The 15,034-nt window shown below is 55.6% G+C and carries 15 protein-coding genes; 12 read left to right on the top strand and 3 right to left on the bottom strand.

The features are described from left to right. Positions 1-4: 4 nt before the first annotated feature. The 3 genes from EL386_RS11620 to EL386_RS11610 all read right to left on the bottom strand — a co-directional run bounded on the left by EL386_RS11620 (position 5) and on the right by EL386_RS11610 (position 3,437). Entirely contained in the window at positions 5-748 is a 744-nt protein-coding gene (locus EL386_RS11620; RefSeq protein ID WP_126456389.1) for an ABC transporter ATP-binding protein, read from the bottom strand. 427 nt (positions 749-1,175) lie between these two features. Continuing rightward, a complete protein-coding gene (locus EL386_RS11615) occupies positions 1,176-1,514 on the bottom strand; it encodes a hypothetical protein (protein ID WP_126456387.1) in 339 nt (112 codons plus the stop codon). Between the two features lie 549 nt (positions 1,515-2,063). Continuing rightward, on the bottom strand, positions 2,064-3,437 hold the full coding sequence (locus EL386_RS11610) for a sigma-54 interaction domain-containing protein (RefSeq protein WP_172597716.1): 1,374 nt from the start codon (positions 3,435-3,437) through the stop codon (positions 2,064-2,066). A gap of 291 nt (positions 3,438-3,728) precedes the next feature. Between EL386_RS11610 and EL386_RS11605 the strand changes: the two genes are divergently transcribed. From EL386_RS11605 to EL386_RS11550, 12 genes are all read left to right on the top strand, one after another. Beyond that, the gene (locus EL386_RS11605; protein ID WP_232020203.1) at positions 3,729-4,940 is read left to right on the top strand and encodes an efflux RND transporter periplasmic adaptor subunit; all 1,212 of its coding nucleotides are present in this window, start codon (positions 3,729-3,731) and stop codon (positions 4,938-4,940) included. 39 nt (positions 4,941-4,979) lie between these two features. After that, positions 4,980-8,750: an efflux RND transporter permease subunit gene (locus EL386_RS11600; RefSeq protein ID WP_197722075.1), complete on the top strand. Its 3,771-nt coding sequence runs from the start codon at positions 4,980-4,982 to the stop codon at positions 8,748-8,750. Between the two features lie 26 nt (positions 8,751-8,776). Continuing rightward, the gene (locus tag EL386_RS11595; protein ID WP_126456383.1) at positions 8,777-9,529 is read left to right on the top strand and encodes a PAT1 family protein; all 753 of its coding nucleotides are present in this window, start codon (positions 8,777-8,779) and stop codon (positions 9,527-9,529) included. Further along, the gene (locus EL386_RS11590) at positions 9,526-9,918 is read left to right on the top strand and encodes a hypothetical protein (RefSeq protein ID WP_126456381.1); all 393 of its coding nucleotides are present in this window, start codon (positions 9,526-9,528) and stop codon (positions 9,916-9,918) included. The genes EL386_RS11595 and EL386_RS11590 overlap by 4 nt, the downstream gene beginning before the upstream one ends. A gap of 121 nt (positions 9,919-10,039) precedes the next feature. Then, positions 10,040-10,522 carry a sulfur globule protein CV1 gene (locus EL386_RS11585; RefSeq protein WP_126456379.1) on the top strand — a complete coding sequence of 161 codons (483 nt, stop codon included), beginning with the start codon at positions 10,040-10,042 and terminating at the stop codon, positions 10,520-10,522. Positions 10,523-10,591: 69 nt separating this feature from the next. Further along, a complete protein-coding gene (locus EL386_RS11580) occupies positions 10,592-11,377 on the top strand; it encodes a hypothetical protein (RefSeq protein WP_126456377.1) in 786 nt (261 codons plus the stop codon). After that, positions 11,374-11,712, top strand: a complete 339-nt coding sequence (locus EL386_RS11575; RefSeq protein WP_126456375.1) for a hypothetical protein — start codon at positions 11,374-11,376, stop codon at positions 11,710-11,712. The genes EL386_RS11580 and EL386_RS11575 overlap by 4 nt, the downstream gene beginning before the upstream one ends. 3 nt (positions 11,713-11,715) lie before the next feature. Next, positions 11,716-12,339, top strand: coding sequence for a nucleotide-binding protein (locus EL386_RS11570; protein ID WP_126456373.1), 624 nt, complete (start codon positions 11,716-11,718; stop codon positions 12,337-12,339). An 18-nt stretch (positions 12,340-12,357) separates the two neighbouring features. Next, positions 12,358-13,242, top strand: a complete 885-nt coding sequence (locus EL386_RS11565) for a hypothetical protein (protein ID WP_126456371.1) — start codon at positions 12,358-12,360, stop codon at positions 13,240-13,242. A 39-nt stretch (positions 13,243-13,281) separates the two neighbouring features. Then, positions 13,282-13,716: a tetratricopeptide repeat protein gene (locus EL386_RS11560; protein ID WP_126456369.1), complete on the top strand. Its 435-nt coding sequence runs from the start codon at positions 13,282-13,284 to the stop codon at positions 13,714-13,716. A 40-nt stretch (positions 13,717-13,756) separates the two neighbouring features. Next, complete coding sequence (locus EL386_RS11555; RefSeq protein WP_126456367.1) at positions 13,757-14,344, top strand: DUF302 domain-containing protein; 588 nt, start codon at positions 13,757-13,759, stop codon at positions 14,342-14,344. A 69-nt stretch (positions 14,345-14,413) separates the two neighbouring features. Beyond that, positions 14,414-14,917 carry a hypothetical protein gene (locus EL386_RS11550; RefSeq protein ID WP_232020202.1) on the top strand — a complete coding sequence of 168 codons (504 nt, stop codon included), beginning with the start codon at positions 14,414-14,416 and terminating at the stop codon, positions 14,915-14,917. Positions 14,918-15,034: the final 117 nt, after the last annotated feature.

Below are 15,034 nucleotides of genomic sequence, written 5' to 3'. Positions count from 1 at the left end.
CGTTTCACCAACTCAGTTCACTGGGAGCGAGTTTGGTTTCATTGGCATACACCTGGCTAATACGGCCGTCGGCCAGATGAATTACCCGATCCGCCATTTGGGCAATACCCGCATTATGAGTAATCACCGCCGTGGTGGTGCCCAGTTCCTGGTTGACCCGTTGCAGGGCTTCCAGTACCACGATGCCTGTTTTGGAATCGAGTGCACCAGTTGGTTCATCGCATAACAATACATCCGGTTGTTTCGCAATCGCGCGGGCAATGGCGACCCGCTGTTGTTCGCCACCGGAAAGCTGTGCCGGAAAATGATCCATGCGATCACTTAGGTTAACCAGTCGCAAGGCCTCTTCCGGCTGCATGGGAGTCTGTGCAATCTCGGTAACAACCGAGACATTTTCTCGCGCGGTGAGACTTGGGATCAGATTGTAAAACTGGAAGACAAAACCGACATGGTAACGACGGTATTCGGTCAGCATAGTCTCGGTAGCACGGGTCAAATCGCGCTCGCCATAAAACACATGCCCTTCAGTTGGGGTATCCAGTCCGCCAAGGATATTCAATAGAGTGGATTTGCCGCTACCCGAGGCCCCCAACAGTACCGTAAATTCACCACTATATAGGTCCAAATCCACTCCGCGCAGGGCATGCACCTGTACCTCGCCCATCTGGTACGCCTTGGTAACACCATGAACATGAAACACCACGCCCTCATTCAGTGGCTCATGGTTGGTTAGCTTGTCTTGGGGCATGCGGTTACTCCATTACCACCTGGGAACAATATAGCAATACGTCGTACTCGCTTTTACTTATGTTGCACGGTGGAAAGAAAGGTCAATGCTTTTTATCACAGTAACTTTATTGAGTGGTTATTTCATCTCTTATACTCATTCTATGGCGCAACATATAAGATACTTAATATTGTTTATGCGACTCAGATCCGTGGTAGAGAGTTTCCTTAAAAACGTCTGCTTTCAGAAGCCACAATTAAAACAATCCGTTCACATAAAATAGTAATGTCAGCCGGAAACTCCTGAATCACAATTAATCGAATTTACCGAATGACCACACAGTATTGTGAGTTCAACGTTTACATAAGTGGCGCGTGATTTTTTTCGCACCCAGCTACTCACACAGGAACGAACTTGATGCGCTTATTAGGCGGTATACACAACAGCTTTATAGTGTTATACCAACCGACGATATCTCTGAGTATCCATTAAGTTCACATTTACCTGTTACAAAAACACGGACTTTTTTACCTGAAACAACTGCTTCCAAAAGTGTGTGGAACATTTTTTCAGAACCAGAAGAGCTATAGTCTTGATAAAATATTTCCTTATTTTTACAACCACTAGGGTTTTTAGTTACATTTAATGTAACAAGGAAGCGTTCATGGGTAGTTGGCGTAAGCTCTGTTACTTGGACGTGATTTGTCCACCCTGAGTTAGCAAATGTAGTAACTGGCGTGAATAGAAGCATGCTAAGGCATGCAAAATATTTCAAGCTTAATTTCATATAATTACTCCTTATGTATCCTGCCTAACGGTTGAATTAAGCCGCGCCGCTTTTTGGCGACGGTTTGGATGACTTGTTATGTGTTATTCACCGTTTAAATCTATAGTATCCCCAGCGTGCATAATAGAGCACTGAACTCCTAGCGCTTCTACTCCTTTTTTAAACTTTTTTTCATCAGCAGGACTAATAGTGTCCTCTATGACTCGAAACCTATCACTTCAAAAAAACATAACTATATATATGTCATTACTGCCACATAACACGCCAGATTTTTGTGATTTTAGGATCATGCTTTGAAACAATTCCTTTGCTTTAATATTCTTACCCACCAATATTCCGTATTAATTAAGGTGTGTTATGTCTCACTTTTGATGAAAATGAGATATCACTCTTCTTTTTAAGAAGTCACTTCAATTGACTCTACTTCTGCTGAGTCGATAACGTCAACCAAAGCTAAAAAAACAATATTCCCAATGTCCGCTTTGGGTCGTAAGCAGAACCTTATCTTGACTCCATCCGATTATTTTAGCCTTAAACCAATACCACAACTCAATGCGACATCACCGCGGCTTCATCGATGCCGAGTTTTTGCATGCGTCGCCACAGGGTGGTGCGGTTGATGCCGAGTTTGTCGGCGGCCTCGGCGCGGTTGCCGTTGGCCTCACGAAGGGCCGTCATGATCGCTTCGCGTTGCAGTTCATTTTGCTCGGCTTGTAGGTAGTGGCTATTTGCTGCCATGCCTCGCCCGGTGTAGTGGAGCAGGTCTTGCGGCAGGCTGTGTGCGGTGACCCGCCCGGCCTCGGCACAGATGATGCCGTGTTCGACGGCATTGCAGAGTTCACGCACGTTGCCGGGCCAGGGGTAATTCATCATCAGGTTTATGGCCTCCTGGTCCCACTCGGTGTTGCTCGGGTAGCCGCGCGCGGCGAGTTGCTGCGTGAAGTGCTGGATCAGCGTCGGGATATCGCCGGGGCGCTCGCGCAGGGCGGGGATGTGGATGGGGATCACGGCGAGGCGATAGTAAAGGTCTGCGCGGAAGCTGCCATCATCAACGGCCTCGCGCAGGTTACGGTTGCTCGCCGTGATCACGCGGACATCGACACTAATGGTTTTATCCGAACCGACCATCTCAAACTTCTGATCCTGCACGGCGCGTAACAGCTTGGCCTGCAGTTCGATGGGCACCTCGCTGATCTCATCGAGAAACAGGGTGCCGCCATGGGCGGCCTGGAAGCGTCCGGCGCGTTGCTGATGGGCACCGGTATAGGCGCCTTTTACATGACCGAATAACTCCGACTCGATCAGGCTGTGCGGGATGGCAGCGCAGTTGACCTCCACGTAGGGGCCATCACGGCGGGCGCTCTTGTTGTGCAGATAGCGGGCCAGCTGGGTCTTGCCGGTGCCGGATTCGCCCTGCAGCAGGACAAAGGCCGGGCTGGGGGCGATTTGCTCGAGGCGGGCGATGATCTCGAGCATTTGCGGGTCATGGGTGACCATGCCGCTTTCATCGGCGTGCGAGAGCACGGCGCGCAGCTGCTGCTGTTCGGTGTAGTCACGGACGATGAGTAGGCGTAGCGGTGCCGTGGTGCAGGGGGAACGCACCACACCACTGCGAATGCGCAGGTGGCGGGCCGACTCCCCGGCTACGTGAACATGCTCAAACTCGACAAAACTGTCGATGGGGCGGCTGGCGGCATCGGTTTGCCCGGCCTCGATGGCCGCGCGCAGTAATTCCTTTTTCAGGTTTAACCCCTCGAGGTCGCGCATATGCAGCAGCGATTTGTCCTCTGGGATCGCGAGCAGGTCGCGGAACAGCTGGTTGTGATAGAGCAGGGTCTGCTCGTTATCGGCGATGAGGATCCCGTCCTCGACGTGATGCAAAATGGATTCCAGGGCGGCGACGAATTGATCCAGCTGTGACATGTGATATAACCAATAGTGTGAATAGTAGTTAACAGTCATGTTGCACTGACGTTGCAACGGGTGCAACAACAATAAGTATTCGCTAATAGACTGAGATACTAGCCATTATCTGTGCCAGTGGGGTTTACCGGTGTTGCAGACCACCTGCAACGTCATGAAAATAAAACCTCTGAAAACAATAAGATACTAATTGGCACAATGTCTGCACTGTATTTATATAAGTGTTAATACGTGGCTCAATGGGCGGGGTGCCCAGTCGGTCACAAACACAGGGATCACTCGGGTAAGACAATGAAAATCAAGCAAAAATCAATCAAAATACTGGTCGCTGCGGCCTGTCTCGTGACCCTGCCCGCGCTGCAGGCCATGCCGCCAATGTCGGGCCAGCCCGCTTACCCGGGCATGACCACGGGTTATGCTGCCAATGGCGTGTATGTGGTCATGGCCGCGCCCCAGGGCAGCAACATGATCCTGGGCGGCAGTGTCGTCGCCACCCGTGAAGTCACCCTGACCGCACAACTGCCGGGTCGCGTCGAGTTTCTTGGCGGGCGTGAGGGCGACTGGTTTGATGACAAACAACTGATTATCGGCCTGAGTGACGACGGCCTCGCGGCCGAGCGTCGCCGTGCCCTGGCCCAGTTAGGCTCGGCGGAAAGCATGTTACGTAACAGCCGCGTGCAATATTCGCGTGAGCTGTGGGCGCCGCGTTCCCGCGATATCGGGCGTACGCCCGGCATGGGCCTGCCATCAATGTTTGACCAGTTTTTTACCCGCGGCATGGGTAGCAATTTTGGTATGGGCAACCCGTGGCTGGAGCGGCAGGCCGACCTGTATGGCGAGGGCAGTCGGATCCACGAGGCCCAGTCGCAGATGTTACAGGCCCACTCCGGTATCGATGCCGTTGAGGCAAAACTGCGCGATGCCCGCACGGTGGCGCCGTTTGCCGGGGTGATCACAGAGAAGTTTGTCGAGGTCGGTGACACGGTGCAGCCGGGTGAGCCGTTGATCAGTTTTGCCGACGTCAGTCGCTTGCAAATCCAGATTGAGGTCCCGGTGCGTATCGTCGGCGCCCTGCAAATCGGTATGTCTGTGCCGGCGCGTCTTGATGTTGGCGGCCCGGTCGAGGTGCAGGTGGCGCAGATCTACCCGGCCGCGCATGCCAATCGCCATACCGTGAGTGTGAAACTTGACCTGCCGGAGGGCACCCCGGCCGGACCGGGTCTGTATGCCGAGGTGATGTTGCCGGATGGTGATTCGCGCGGGCAACTGATGCCGGTGATCCCGGAATACTCGGCGGTACGCCGCGGCAGCCTGCCGGCGGTATTTGTGATAGGTCAGGATCGCAAGACCCAGTTACGCCTGGTGCGCCTGGGTGAACCAATGGGTAACGGTTTTGTGCCGGTGCTCTCGGGACTGCAGCCCGGGGAACATATCCTTGCCGCACCGCGACCGGGACACCGCGCCGGCCAGGATGCCTTCAGTAACGGTGGCCTGCCGCGTTAAGGCCAGCAAAAAAAGCCTAAACATAAAAAAAGACCTTTCATGACAGATAAGCCCTCTTCTACCGATACGATTGTGGCCAATGACCCAGGCATGGCCGGGCGGATTGCCGCGCAGTTTATTGACTCGCCGGTCACCCCCCTGTTGATGTTCGCCTTCCTCGCCATTGGCCTGCTGGGGCTGATGTTTACCCCTCGCCAGGAAGACCCGAAGATATCGGTGCCCATGGTCGACATCTACGTGCAGTACCCGGGCGCCTCGGCGCAACAGGTCAGCCGGCTGGTGACCGAGCCGCTGGAACGCATCATGGATGAGATCCCGGGTGTGCGACACGTCTACTCGGCGACTATGCGCGGTGCCGCGATCGTCACTGTGCGCTTCAAGGTCGGTGAGGAACTCGGTGCCTCCATCGTCAAGGTCCACGACAAGGTGCAGTCGAACCTCGATCGCATCCCGCCGGGCGTGGCCATGCCGCTGGTGAAGCCGGTGGGCATTGATGATGTACCGATTGTCACCGCCACCCTGTGGTCGGAAGAGGTCGATGATGCCAGTATGCGTGCCCTCGGTCTCGATGTCCTGCAACGACTCAGTCAGGTGCCCAACACCGGTAACGGTTTTGTCACCGGTGGGCGTCGTGAACAGATCCGTATCGAGGTCTCGCCGGAGCGTCTGAGTGGTCATGACATTACCCTCGATGAACTGGCACAAACCATTCGTACCGCCAACACCGAACTCGATGCCGGTGGCATTGAGACCCGCGGTCTTTCTTTTACCGTTTATAGTGGTGCGTTTCTGAACACGGCCCGGGATGTTGCCAACCTGGTGATCGGCATTCGTGACGATGCGCCGGTGTATGTGCGCGATGTCGCTTCGGTGGAGCAGGTCCCGGCCGACTCCTCACAACTGGTGACCTTTTACACCGGTGCCGCGCACGAAGGCACAGTGGTCAGCGGCGCCCCGGCCGTGACCATCGCCGTGGCAAAAAAGGTTGGCACCAACGGCGTGACGGTTGCCGAGGCGATCCTCGATAAGCTGGAATCCCTGAAGGGCGCGCTGATCCCAAATAATGTCAATGTCACCATCACCCGTAATTACGGCAAGACCGCCGACGACAAGGTTAATGAATTACTCCTGGCCCTGTTCGAGGCTGCGATCGCGGTCAGTGTATTGTGCCTGATTGGTCTCGGTGTTCGCGCCGCCTCGGTCGTGATCACCGTGATCCCGATCGTCATCCTTGTCACCGTCTGGGCGGCCTGGGTCCTCGATTACACGATTGACCGCGTCAGCCTGTTCGCACTGGTGTTCTCGATCGGCATCCTCGTCGATGATGCCACCGTGGTGGTGGAAAACATCTTCCGGCGCTGGCTGGAGGCGGGCAAGACAACCGTGGAGATCGCCATTGATGCCGTGCGTGAGGTCGGTAACCCGACTATCCTCGCCACGCTGACCATTGTCTCTGCGATGCTGCCGATGGGTTTTGTCAGTGGCCTGATGGGGCCGTACATGCGGCCGATCCCGGTGCTCGGTGCCGCGGCCATGGTCTTCTCGTTGATCGCGGCCTTTGTCTTTGCGCCCTGGCTGGCCATGCGCGTGCGACCGAAATTGCATGCCCTGGAGGCGGCGGAGAAACGTGAGGCCCGTTCACGTGAACGGATCGGCCGCTACTACCAGCCGTTCATGCAGCGCCTGTGCACAAGCCGGCCCCTGAGTATTGGTTTCCTCATTGGTTTGGTTGTGCTGACCCTGCTGGCCTGTTCGATGTTTTATACCAATGCGGCCACGGTGAAGATGTTGCCGTTTGATAACAAGCCGGAATTCAACGTCGTGATCAACATGCCGGAGGGCACGGCCCTGCCCGTTACGGCCAATGTCACCGCGCAACTGGCCGAAGAACTGCGCAAGATCCCGGAAGTCACCGCCCTGCAAACTTATTCCGGGACCTCGTCACCGTTTAATTTTAACGGCATGGTCCGTCACTACTTCCTGCGCAAGGAGCCCTGGCATGCCGATATCCAGGTCATGCTGCTGGACAAGGAAGAGCGTGAACATGGCAGTCATAAGATCGCAGTCGATGCTCGTAAGCTCCTGTGGGATTTCATCAAGGCAAATAATCTCGATGTCAGAATCCAGGTCGTCGAGATGCCGCCGGGTCCGCCCGTGTTGCAGACTGTGGTCGCCGAGGTCTATGGACCGGATGCCGAGACACGTCGCCAGGTAGCACGTGATATGACACGCATGTTCGAACAGGTCGAGAACATCGTTGATGTCGATAACTATGTCACCGGTGACTATGAGTTCTGGCGTTTCGAGGTCGATGTTGAAAAGGCCGTCCGCCACGGCATCAGTGTCGACGACATCAACCGCAACCTCGACATGGCCATGGGTGACTTCCGCCTGGGCGACGTGAAGCGTGCCGCGGTGCTCGAGCCGACCTGGATCATCATGCAGGTGCCGCTGGCCGTGCGCGCGCAATTGCAACGTTTGGGTAACCTGCCGGTACGTGCCCGTGATGGCACGCCGGTGCCGCTGGCTGAACTGGGTCGCTTTGTGCGTCACCTCGAAGAACGGATTATCTACCACAAAGACCTGCGGGCAATGGAATATGTCACCGGCGAGATGGAAGGCCGTCTCGGCGCGCCGATCTACGGTATGTTCGGTGTCGAAGACCTGCTGGAAAACTACACGACCCCGGATGGCGTGAAGATCAGCGGCATGCCGGGCGGCCTGCTCGGTCCACCGGCCAGTGATGATGTCTCCGGTTTCGAATGGACCGGCGAATGGACGGTGACCTACGAGACCTTCCGTGACATGGGGCTGGCCTTTATGGCCGCACTGGTGCTGATTTACGGCCTGATCGTCTGGGAGTTTCGAAATTTCATCATCGGTGGCCTGATTATGGCCCCAATTCCCCTAACCTTGATCGGGATCATACCCGGGCACTGGATTTTGGGTGCAGAATTTACTGCAACCTCGATGATTGGCTTTATTGCCCTGGCCGGGATCATCGTTCGTAACTCGATCCTGCTGGTGGAGTTTGTCAATAACGAGGTGGAACGCGGTACACCGATCCGCGAGGCGGTGATTTCGGCCGGGCAGACACGTATGCGGCCGATCTTTATTACTGCACTGACCCTGATGGCGGGCGCCGGGGCAATTGTCACCGACCCGATCTTCCAGGGCATGGCAGCGGCCCTGTTGTTTGGTACCGGTGTGGCCACGGTGCTGACCCTGGTGGTAATACCCATGGGGTGTATCAGTGCACAACGGCAGTTTTATCGCATGGCGGGTGTGAACCCGGAAGAAGGGGATGCGAACTGCGAACTGAACGAACCGGTAGTCAAGGACCGTCATACACGACGTCTTGAACGCGAGATGCGGATCGGCAACCTGTTATTGCGGGGTTCGATCGCGATCGAGAACTTTGTCCGCTGGCTGAACAAGCTGTTCCTGGCACTGATGGCGCGCTTTGGTAATAAGGGCGGCGATGGTGGCGGTAGCCCGCCATCAAGTGGTGGCCCCGGCGGTTCGGCAGGGAATGAGGGGGGTGGTGTGCCACCTGCAGGTAGCCCGCCGACATCCCCATCACCGGAAACGGTAACGGCCAAGGGCGGGCAGCTTAAAGAGACATCGGTGCCGGTCGCTAAAACGGCGGCGAAGAAAGTCATTACGAAAAAGGCGGCCAGGAAAAAAGTTGCGCCGAAAAAGGCGATAACGAAGAAGGCTGTTGTTAAGAAAAAGGCTGCCGTGAGGAAAAAGGCCAGGGCCAAGACAGAACGGCGTGGTATTCGCTTAAAACAGAATTTTGACGAATGAATGTATTACTGAAACGGGGACGAACTATGAAGACCAAGACATTTACTCTGATAGCATCCGCGGTGTTCGCCAGCCTGATGTCGGTAGCACCGGCAATGGCCGAGACGGAACAAAACGCGCAGGCCTTTGTACCGCCACCGCCGGGACCTTACCGTTCACAGATGCCGGAGCGTCCGCGGCCACCGGCGTGGGTGCAGCAACAACGTGAGGCTATGTCACAGCCACCGGCACGCCCGGACTGGGTCCAGCCGCAACAGCGCCCGGAACGTCCGCAGCCGCCAGAGTGGGTGCAGCAACAACGTGAGAACATGTCACAGCCGCCGGCACGCCCGGAATGGGCCCAGCCGCAACAGCGCCCGGAACGTCCGCAGCCACCAGAGTGGGTGCAACAACAACGTGAGGCTATGTCGCAGCCGCCGGCACGCCCGGACTGGGCCCAGCCGCAACAGCGCCCGGAACGTCCGCAGCCACCAGAGTGGGTGCAACAACAACGTGAGGCTATGTCGCAGCCGCCGGCACGTCCGGACTGGGCCCAGCCGCAACAGCACCCGGAGCGTCCGCAGCCGCCAGAGTGGGTGCAGCAACAACGTGAGGCTATGTCGCAGCCGCCGGCACGCCCGGAATGGGCTCAACAACCGGAACGCCCGCAGCCCCCGGCCTGGGTGCAACAGGCCCCGCAGCAACCGGCCTGGGCGCAACCCTATCCGCCGATGCCACCGGCATACGGTCCTTATGGCCCGGGCCCTTATGGACCAGGTCCCTATGGGTGGCCTCGATGAGAGTCCTGTGCAGGGCCTTGCCGGTTCTGCTTCTGGCCGGCCTGTCAGGTGTCAGCCTGCCTGCCCGGGCGCATGACGGTTATGGGGCAACGGCGATGGCATCCATGGGCGCGTCGCAACACCGGCAGTACAACCCGTGGCGTCCGGTACCCCGGCAGTGGGGAGGTCGGTACAAGCAACGGACTGCTGCGGTACAGCAGCAGGGTTATACACCGGCTTATGCGGTGCCGTTACATCCGATTCATGCGCGGCAATATGAGTATCGAAACTATATACAACAGGTGAACCCCTATTACGGTAATGGCGGGATCCCCTGGTGGGCCGACCCGGTCGCCGTGCCCTACGGGCCCTGGGCAATAGACAACGGTGGGTCAAATGGTCTTTGGTAACAGTGTTTCTGGAACAGATGGTGAGTGTTACTTCCCGCACTTATCGTCTGCATTATCGTGGGGAGAGCAGGTCGCATTCTTTTCGTTTAGGTGTGATGTGTAATTTAGTTAGGAGAGTGTCATGAAGAAAGTAAGCAAGATGTTGGCTGCTGCCATTATTGTTGGTGCCGCTGCCGTACCTTTCTCTACTGCGCAGGCATGGTGGGGACCTTGGAATAACGATGGTTGGGGCAACAACAGCGGTTGGGGCAACAACAACAGAGGTAGCGGCTGGGGTGATGGCAGTGGCTGGGGTGACGGTAACATGTCCTTCAACATGGGTGGCCGTGGTAGCAGTAATGTCTATGGTCGTGGTGACGGTTATGGTAGCGGCTACGGTCGTGGTTATGGTTATAACAATCCGTACTACGGTGGTTATGGCCCAGGTTATGGCGGCTATGGCCCAGGTTATGGTGCCCCGTATGGCGGTGGTTATGGCCCAGGTTATGGTGCCCCATATGGCGGTGGTTATGCACCACCTCCTGCACCAGCCCCATATGGCTATGCCCCATATGGCTATGCGCCACAAGCTGCGCCGGCGGCACCGGCGGCACCGGCCAAGTAAGACTGTCGGTACACGTCCTGCAGAGGCAGGGCGTGTACCGGTTATTAAATAACAACAAGGAGAATCCGAATGGCCCGTTACGCACCATTTATACTGGCATCGTTGATGATGGTGACAATGCCTGTCTCTGCAGGGGAAAAGGCTGAGCCTTTTTCCGCGACGGCCGTGCAACTGACCCCGCAGGGCGCGATCCAGACACGTGTGTATATCAGTGATAAGGCTATTCGTAACGAGTACGAGCAAAACGGTCACAAGATGATCGAGATCATCGACGCGGAGACAAACAAGCGTACCTTGTTATTTCCGGCAGAGAAGGTCTTTGTGGAACAACATGCACCGGCCTTTCCGGATCGGCGTGTAACGAATAATGATACGCCTTGCGCAAAATTCCCCGGTACCTTGTGCCGGATGCTGGGCAAGGAGCAGATAAATGGGCTGGAAACCGAGAAGTGGGAATTCAGTCGTGTTGAAAAGGGTCGCCCTGTGCATAGCCTGCACTGGATAGACAGCCAGCGCCGCCTGCCGGTGCGCGAGTTTTTCGCCGATGGCACGGCCATCGAGATGACCCTGCTTGAGGATGAAACCCTGAATGGGCGCAAGACAGAGAAGTGGCGCATGCAGATCATGGCCGCGAGTGGCCAGCGTGAACAATTTTTACAGTGGTATGACCCGGAGATAAAGATTGTCGTACGTGAAGAGCACAATGATGGTTATGTCCGCGAATTGCGTGACATCAAGGTGGGTAAACAAGGCAAGGGCCTGTTCAGTGTACCGAAGGGCTATGTGCGCCGTGCACAACCGCCACAACTGCCACCACCCGGGCCGCCGGCGCCAGTAGAGGGAGGGAAACCTTGATACGAGTTTTATCAACCAGTCTGGCGCTTTTGTTGCTGACGGTGGCCGGCCATGCACAGGCATGGGGGGGGATGCCCTATGGCGGGTACTGGCCAAATGCCTGGCCGGGGCAGTACTCGCAGCCGGGTGGTTACCGCAATGGCGTTCACCGCTGGGGTTATGGTGGCCCCGACTGGAACATGCGTGGTTACATGACGGAATGGGGTGATATGCATGTCGTGATCGAGTATCACGGCAACATAAATAACAATTTTTTGGGTGGGAATGACTGGCATCCTGGCTACAATGCTTACCGGCGGCCACCTCCCGCTTTTTATGGTTATGGTTGGCGATAAGATATGATTACAGTGGTGGCAAACCTGAAGGGTGGTTCGGGCAAGAGTACGGTGAGCTTCAATCTGCTGGCCTGGTTGGTTGGGCAGGGACGAGAAGTGAAGGCCTTTGACCTTGACCCGCAGCGAACCTTGTCGGATGTGGCACAGGTGCGCAAGGAAGATGGAATTGTCCCCGCCTTGCAGGTAGCCGCTGTAGACAGGCCAAGTTTCGATCACGCAGCGCAGGTAGAGGTGATTATCGATGTCGGCGCGGCAAATCTGGAAGGCATGCGCGAGGCCATCCGCCATGCCGACCGCGTGATCGTGCCGGTGCCACCGAGTCAACCGGATGTTTGGGCAACGCAACGTTTTTTGAAGATCGTTGCCGATGCGCGTAATGGCACGGAAAAGACACTGGAGATTATTGCGTTTGTGAATCGTGCCGATACGCACCATGCCGTACGTGAGTCTGATGATACCGAGGCGGCACTGCAGCAATTGCCGGGGATAACAGTGTTACCACTGCGATTGTACCAGCGGACGTTGTATCGTCGTTCCATGAGTGAAGGCATGGCAGTGTTTGAATTATGGCGTGGCAGTAAGGGCGCCGATGAATTCGAGGCCTTGGCCAGTGCCCTCTATCAATAATCTGGGGAAGAATGAACAATGAGTAAAGACAAGCAGAATACCAAGCCTACCGAGGACAGCGGTGTTGCCAATGATGCTGCGGTGATGGAACAGGTCACTGAGCAGCGGGCAGCGAAAAAACAAGGCAGCTATCTTGGGGGCTTGTTGCTGGTTGCGATTTTGATCGGTACCGCGGTGGCCGCCTGGTATTACCAGTCGATGTGGTTACCACAGGCGCAGCAGTGGTGGGCAGGGCTCATGCCGGCGCAGGAACAGGGCGACCCTATGGCGGCCCCACGACCACGCGGCATCGAGACAGGTCAGGCCAGTACTAAGCAGGAATCATCCGGTTATGTCCTTTCGGCGATCACAGAGGAAAAACCCGCAGAACAAATGCCTGAAGGTGCTAAAGCAGACGTGCCGGTCATGTTGGCCAAGACTGCCCCCCCTCGACCTGCGCCGACCTTATCAACACAGGTCGAAGAGGCTTCCGCACCGGTAGTGCCGTCAGGTGGTGATGCCGTGCCGGTAACTAACAATGACTATGCCGCCTCGATGGCGCCTGTAGCCGTTATTCCATCAGCGGCCGGGACTCAGGATAGAATCCGTACGGCCAGCCTCGCACAGGCCCGGCAGGCCTTCTGGGCGCGTGACCTGACAGCGGCCGAGAATTTATACCATGAACTCCTCAAGCGCGAGCCGACGGCGACAGATGCCTGGGGCGAGTTGGGTAACCTTTATTACGGTCAGGCCAAGTGGCAACAAGCAGCCAAGGCCTATGCGGAGGCCGCCATGCAGTTACTGGATCAGGGACAGTACTCACAGGCCATGTTCCTGCACTATGTCGTACGAGGTCTGGACTCGGCGCAGGCCATGCGGATTGATGAAAAAATGCGTGCCATGCAGGCTGCACCACGGGGTTAGGTAGTTACGACGAGACAGGTATAAGAAGGAGACAATAAGATGTTAAACAAGAATGTTTTATTCGTACTGTTGGCCTATATTGCGGTGGGTATCACGGTAGCCTACGTGTTTATCCGCGATGATAAGGTCGAGGCAGTGGCCCAGCAGGTCGCGGTTGAGGAAATGTCGCTGGCTGAGGCCCGTCAGGCCTTCTGGGCACGGGATATGGCCAGGGCCGAGCGTCTTTACCGAAAAATCACCACGGCAGATGAGGGTAATATCAATGCTTGGGGGGAATTGGGTAATATCTATTATTTACAATCGCGTTGGCAGGATGCGGCAGCGGCGTACACCGAAGTCGCATTACGCTTGGTGGAAATGGGCGATATCCCTCAGGCCGTGTATTTGCAGCAACTGGTCAGCCGCCTGGACGGTAAACAGGCACTACGCATTCATGAACGCCTGCGTTCTCAGCAATCCAGTACGCAAGGCTAGTTCATCGACGTGCTGATATATTTTATTTAAGGAGAGAATAATGAGTATTGTCGGAAGACTGTTTGCTTTGATCGGTTTTATTGTCGTGCTGGCAGGTATGATTGGTGCTATCTATTTCAAAGATGAAATACGCGCTGCACAAAGTTTTGATGAAAAGGCCGGTAGTGTCTATCTGGACATGATGAAGACCGTGTTGAAGACCGGCAATGCAGCCGAAGCTACGGTCTGGCGTGTGCCGCTTACGGACGGTGTGAGCCCCAAGGATGCCGAAGAGGCAATGCGGGCAGTGGCGAATGAGTATAACATCAAGAATGTTGGCGAGTTGCCATTGAGCCAGCAGGTCGAGGTCATGATCGGCAAGCCTTATCGCACCCTGAAGATATATATGTTTTGTGACCCCTTGACCGCGGTCAAGATGCTGGATTTCAGTGATGCCTTCTCCGCCTACCTGCCTTGCCGGGTGGCCATGGTTGAGGACAAGCAAGGGAAGGTTTGGTTGTATAGCCTGAATATGGACCTGATGATCCATGGTGGCACGCCCTTACCACCGGCGCTGAAGGCCGAAGCGGAAAAGGTCAAGGATACCATTCTCGCCATCATGCACCGTGGTGCGGCGGGTGACTTTTAATCAAGCTGTTTGTGGAAATGGATGCCTGCGCAGTGTGTTAGCAATTATGTTTGAACTTAGGGGTTTGCTATGAGTAATGAAATCAATGCGCCAGGCGATATACCGGTAGAGAAGTGCGAGGCCGGCGATTGTGGTCAGAAAGACTGTGAGACCTGCCAGGAAAATAGAACAGCTGAAACAAAGTCTATGGAAGACTGCATGGGCCGTAGTATGGAGACGCTGTCGAATGCCTTCCAGGCCAGTGCCCGACGCTGGGAGATGATCGTCTACCCCTCGCTGTTCGCCTTTATCCTGCTGGCTGGTTACGGCTTTTATCTGATCTATAGCCTGACCCAGGATGCGCATCATATGGCAAAAAACATGCAGGAGATATCCAACAACATGGTGGTGATCTCTGAACGCATGATCGCCGTTTCTCAGACGACCGAAAAACAGGCCACTGCCATGCACGAGATGGTTATCAATATGCACGGTATGAATGCATCAATGAACCAGATGCGTCAGGATATGTCGGTAATGAACTATAACGTGTCACGGCCGATGAACAAGATAAACAAGTTTATGCCGTGGTGAGAAAGGCGATTGATGATTGCCCTAAACCTTCTGAAAGAAGGTTAGGGTACTCACAATGAACATGCAGGGTTCTGTGAGCCAGGAATTCATCAATTCAACAAAAAAAGGAGCCATCAG

It is taken from the genome of Sulfuriflexus mobilis (assembly GCF_003967195.1).
GTDB classification, from domain to species: domain Bacteria; phylum Pseudomonadota; class Gammaproteobacteria; order AKS1; family AKS1; genus Sulfuriflexus; species Sulfuriflexus mobilis.
Note: the sequence above shows the minus strand (reverse complement) of the source record. Positions and strands in the feature narration are given on the sequence as shown.

What these genes read in the sequence shown, in the direction of transcription:
- EL386_RS11620 (WP_126456389.1), bottom strand. Translation starts at nt 748, where the DNA reads ATGCCCCAAGACAAGCTAACCAACCATGAGCCACTGAATGAGGGCGTG.
- EL386_RS11615 (WP_126456387.1), bottom strand. Translation starts at nt 1,514, where the DNA reads ATGAAATTAAGCTTGAAATATTTTGCATGCCTTAGCATGCTTCTATTC.
- EL386_RS11610 (WP_172597716.1), bottom strand. Translation starts at nt 3,437, where the DNA reads ATGTCACAGCTGGATCAATTCGTCGCCGCCCTGGAATCCATTTTGCAT.
- EL386_RS11605 (WP_232020203.1), top strand. Translation starts at nt 3,729, where the DNA reads ATGAAAATCAAGCAAAAATCAATCAAAATACTGGTCGCTGCGGCCTGT.
- EL386_RS11600 (WP_197722075.1), top strand. Translation starts at nt 4,980, where the DNA reads ATGACAGATAAGCCCTCTTCTACCGATACGATTGTGGCCAATGACCCA.
- EL386_RS11595 (WP_126456383.1), top strand. Translation starts at nt 8,777, where the DNA reads ATGAAGACCAAGACATTTACTCTGATAGCATCCGCGGTGTTCGCCAGC.
- EL386_RS11590 (WP_126456381.1), top strand. Translation starts at nt 9,526, where the DNA reads ATGAGAGTCCTGTGCAGGGCCTTGCCGGTTCTGCTTCTGGCCGGCCTG.
- EL386_RS11585 (WP_126456379.1), top strand. Translation starts at nt 10,040, where the DNA reads ATGAAGAAAGTAAGCAAGATGTTGGCTGCTGCCATTATTGTTGGTGCC.
- EL386_RS11580 (WP_126456377.1), top strand. Translation starts at nt 10,592, where the DNA reads ATGGCCCGTTACGCACCATTTATACTGGCATCGTTGATGATGGTGACA.
- EL386_RS11570 (WP_126456373.1), top strand. Translation starts at nt 11,716, where the DNA reads ATGATTACAGTGGTGGCAAACCTGAAGGGTGGTTCGGGCAAGAGTACG.
- EL386_RS11565 (WP_126456371.1), top strand. Translation starts at nt 12,358, where the DNA reads ATGAGTAAAGACAAGCAGAATACCAAGCCTACCGAGGACAGCGGTGTT.
- EL386_RS11560 (WP_126456369.1), top strand. Translation starts at nt 13,282, where the DNA reads ATGTTAAACAAGAATGTTTTATTCGTACTGTTGGCCTATATTGCGGTG.
- EL386_RS11555 (WP_126456367.1), top strand. Translation starts at nt 13,757, where the DNA reads ATGAGTATTGTCGGAAGACTGTTTGCTTTGATCGGTTTTATTGTCGTG.
- EL386_RS11550 (WP_232020202.1), top strand. Translation starts at nt 14,414, where the DNA reads ATGAGTAATGAAATCAATGCGCCAGGCGATATACCGGTAGAGAAGTGC.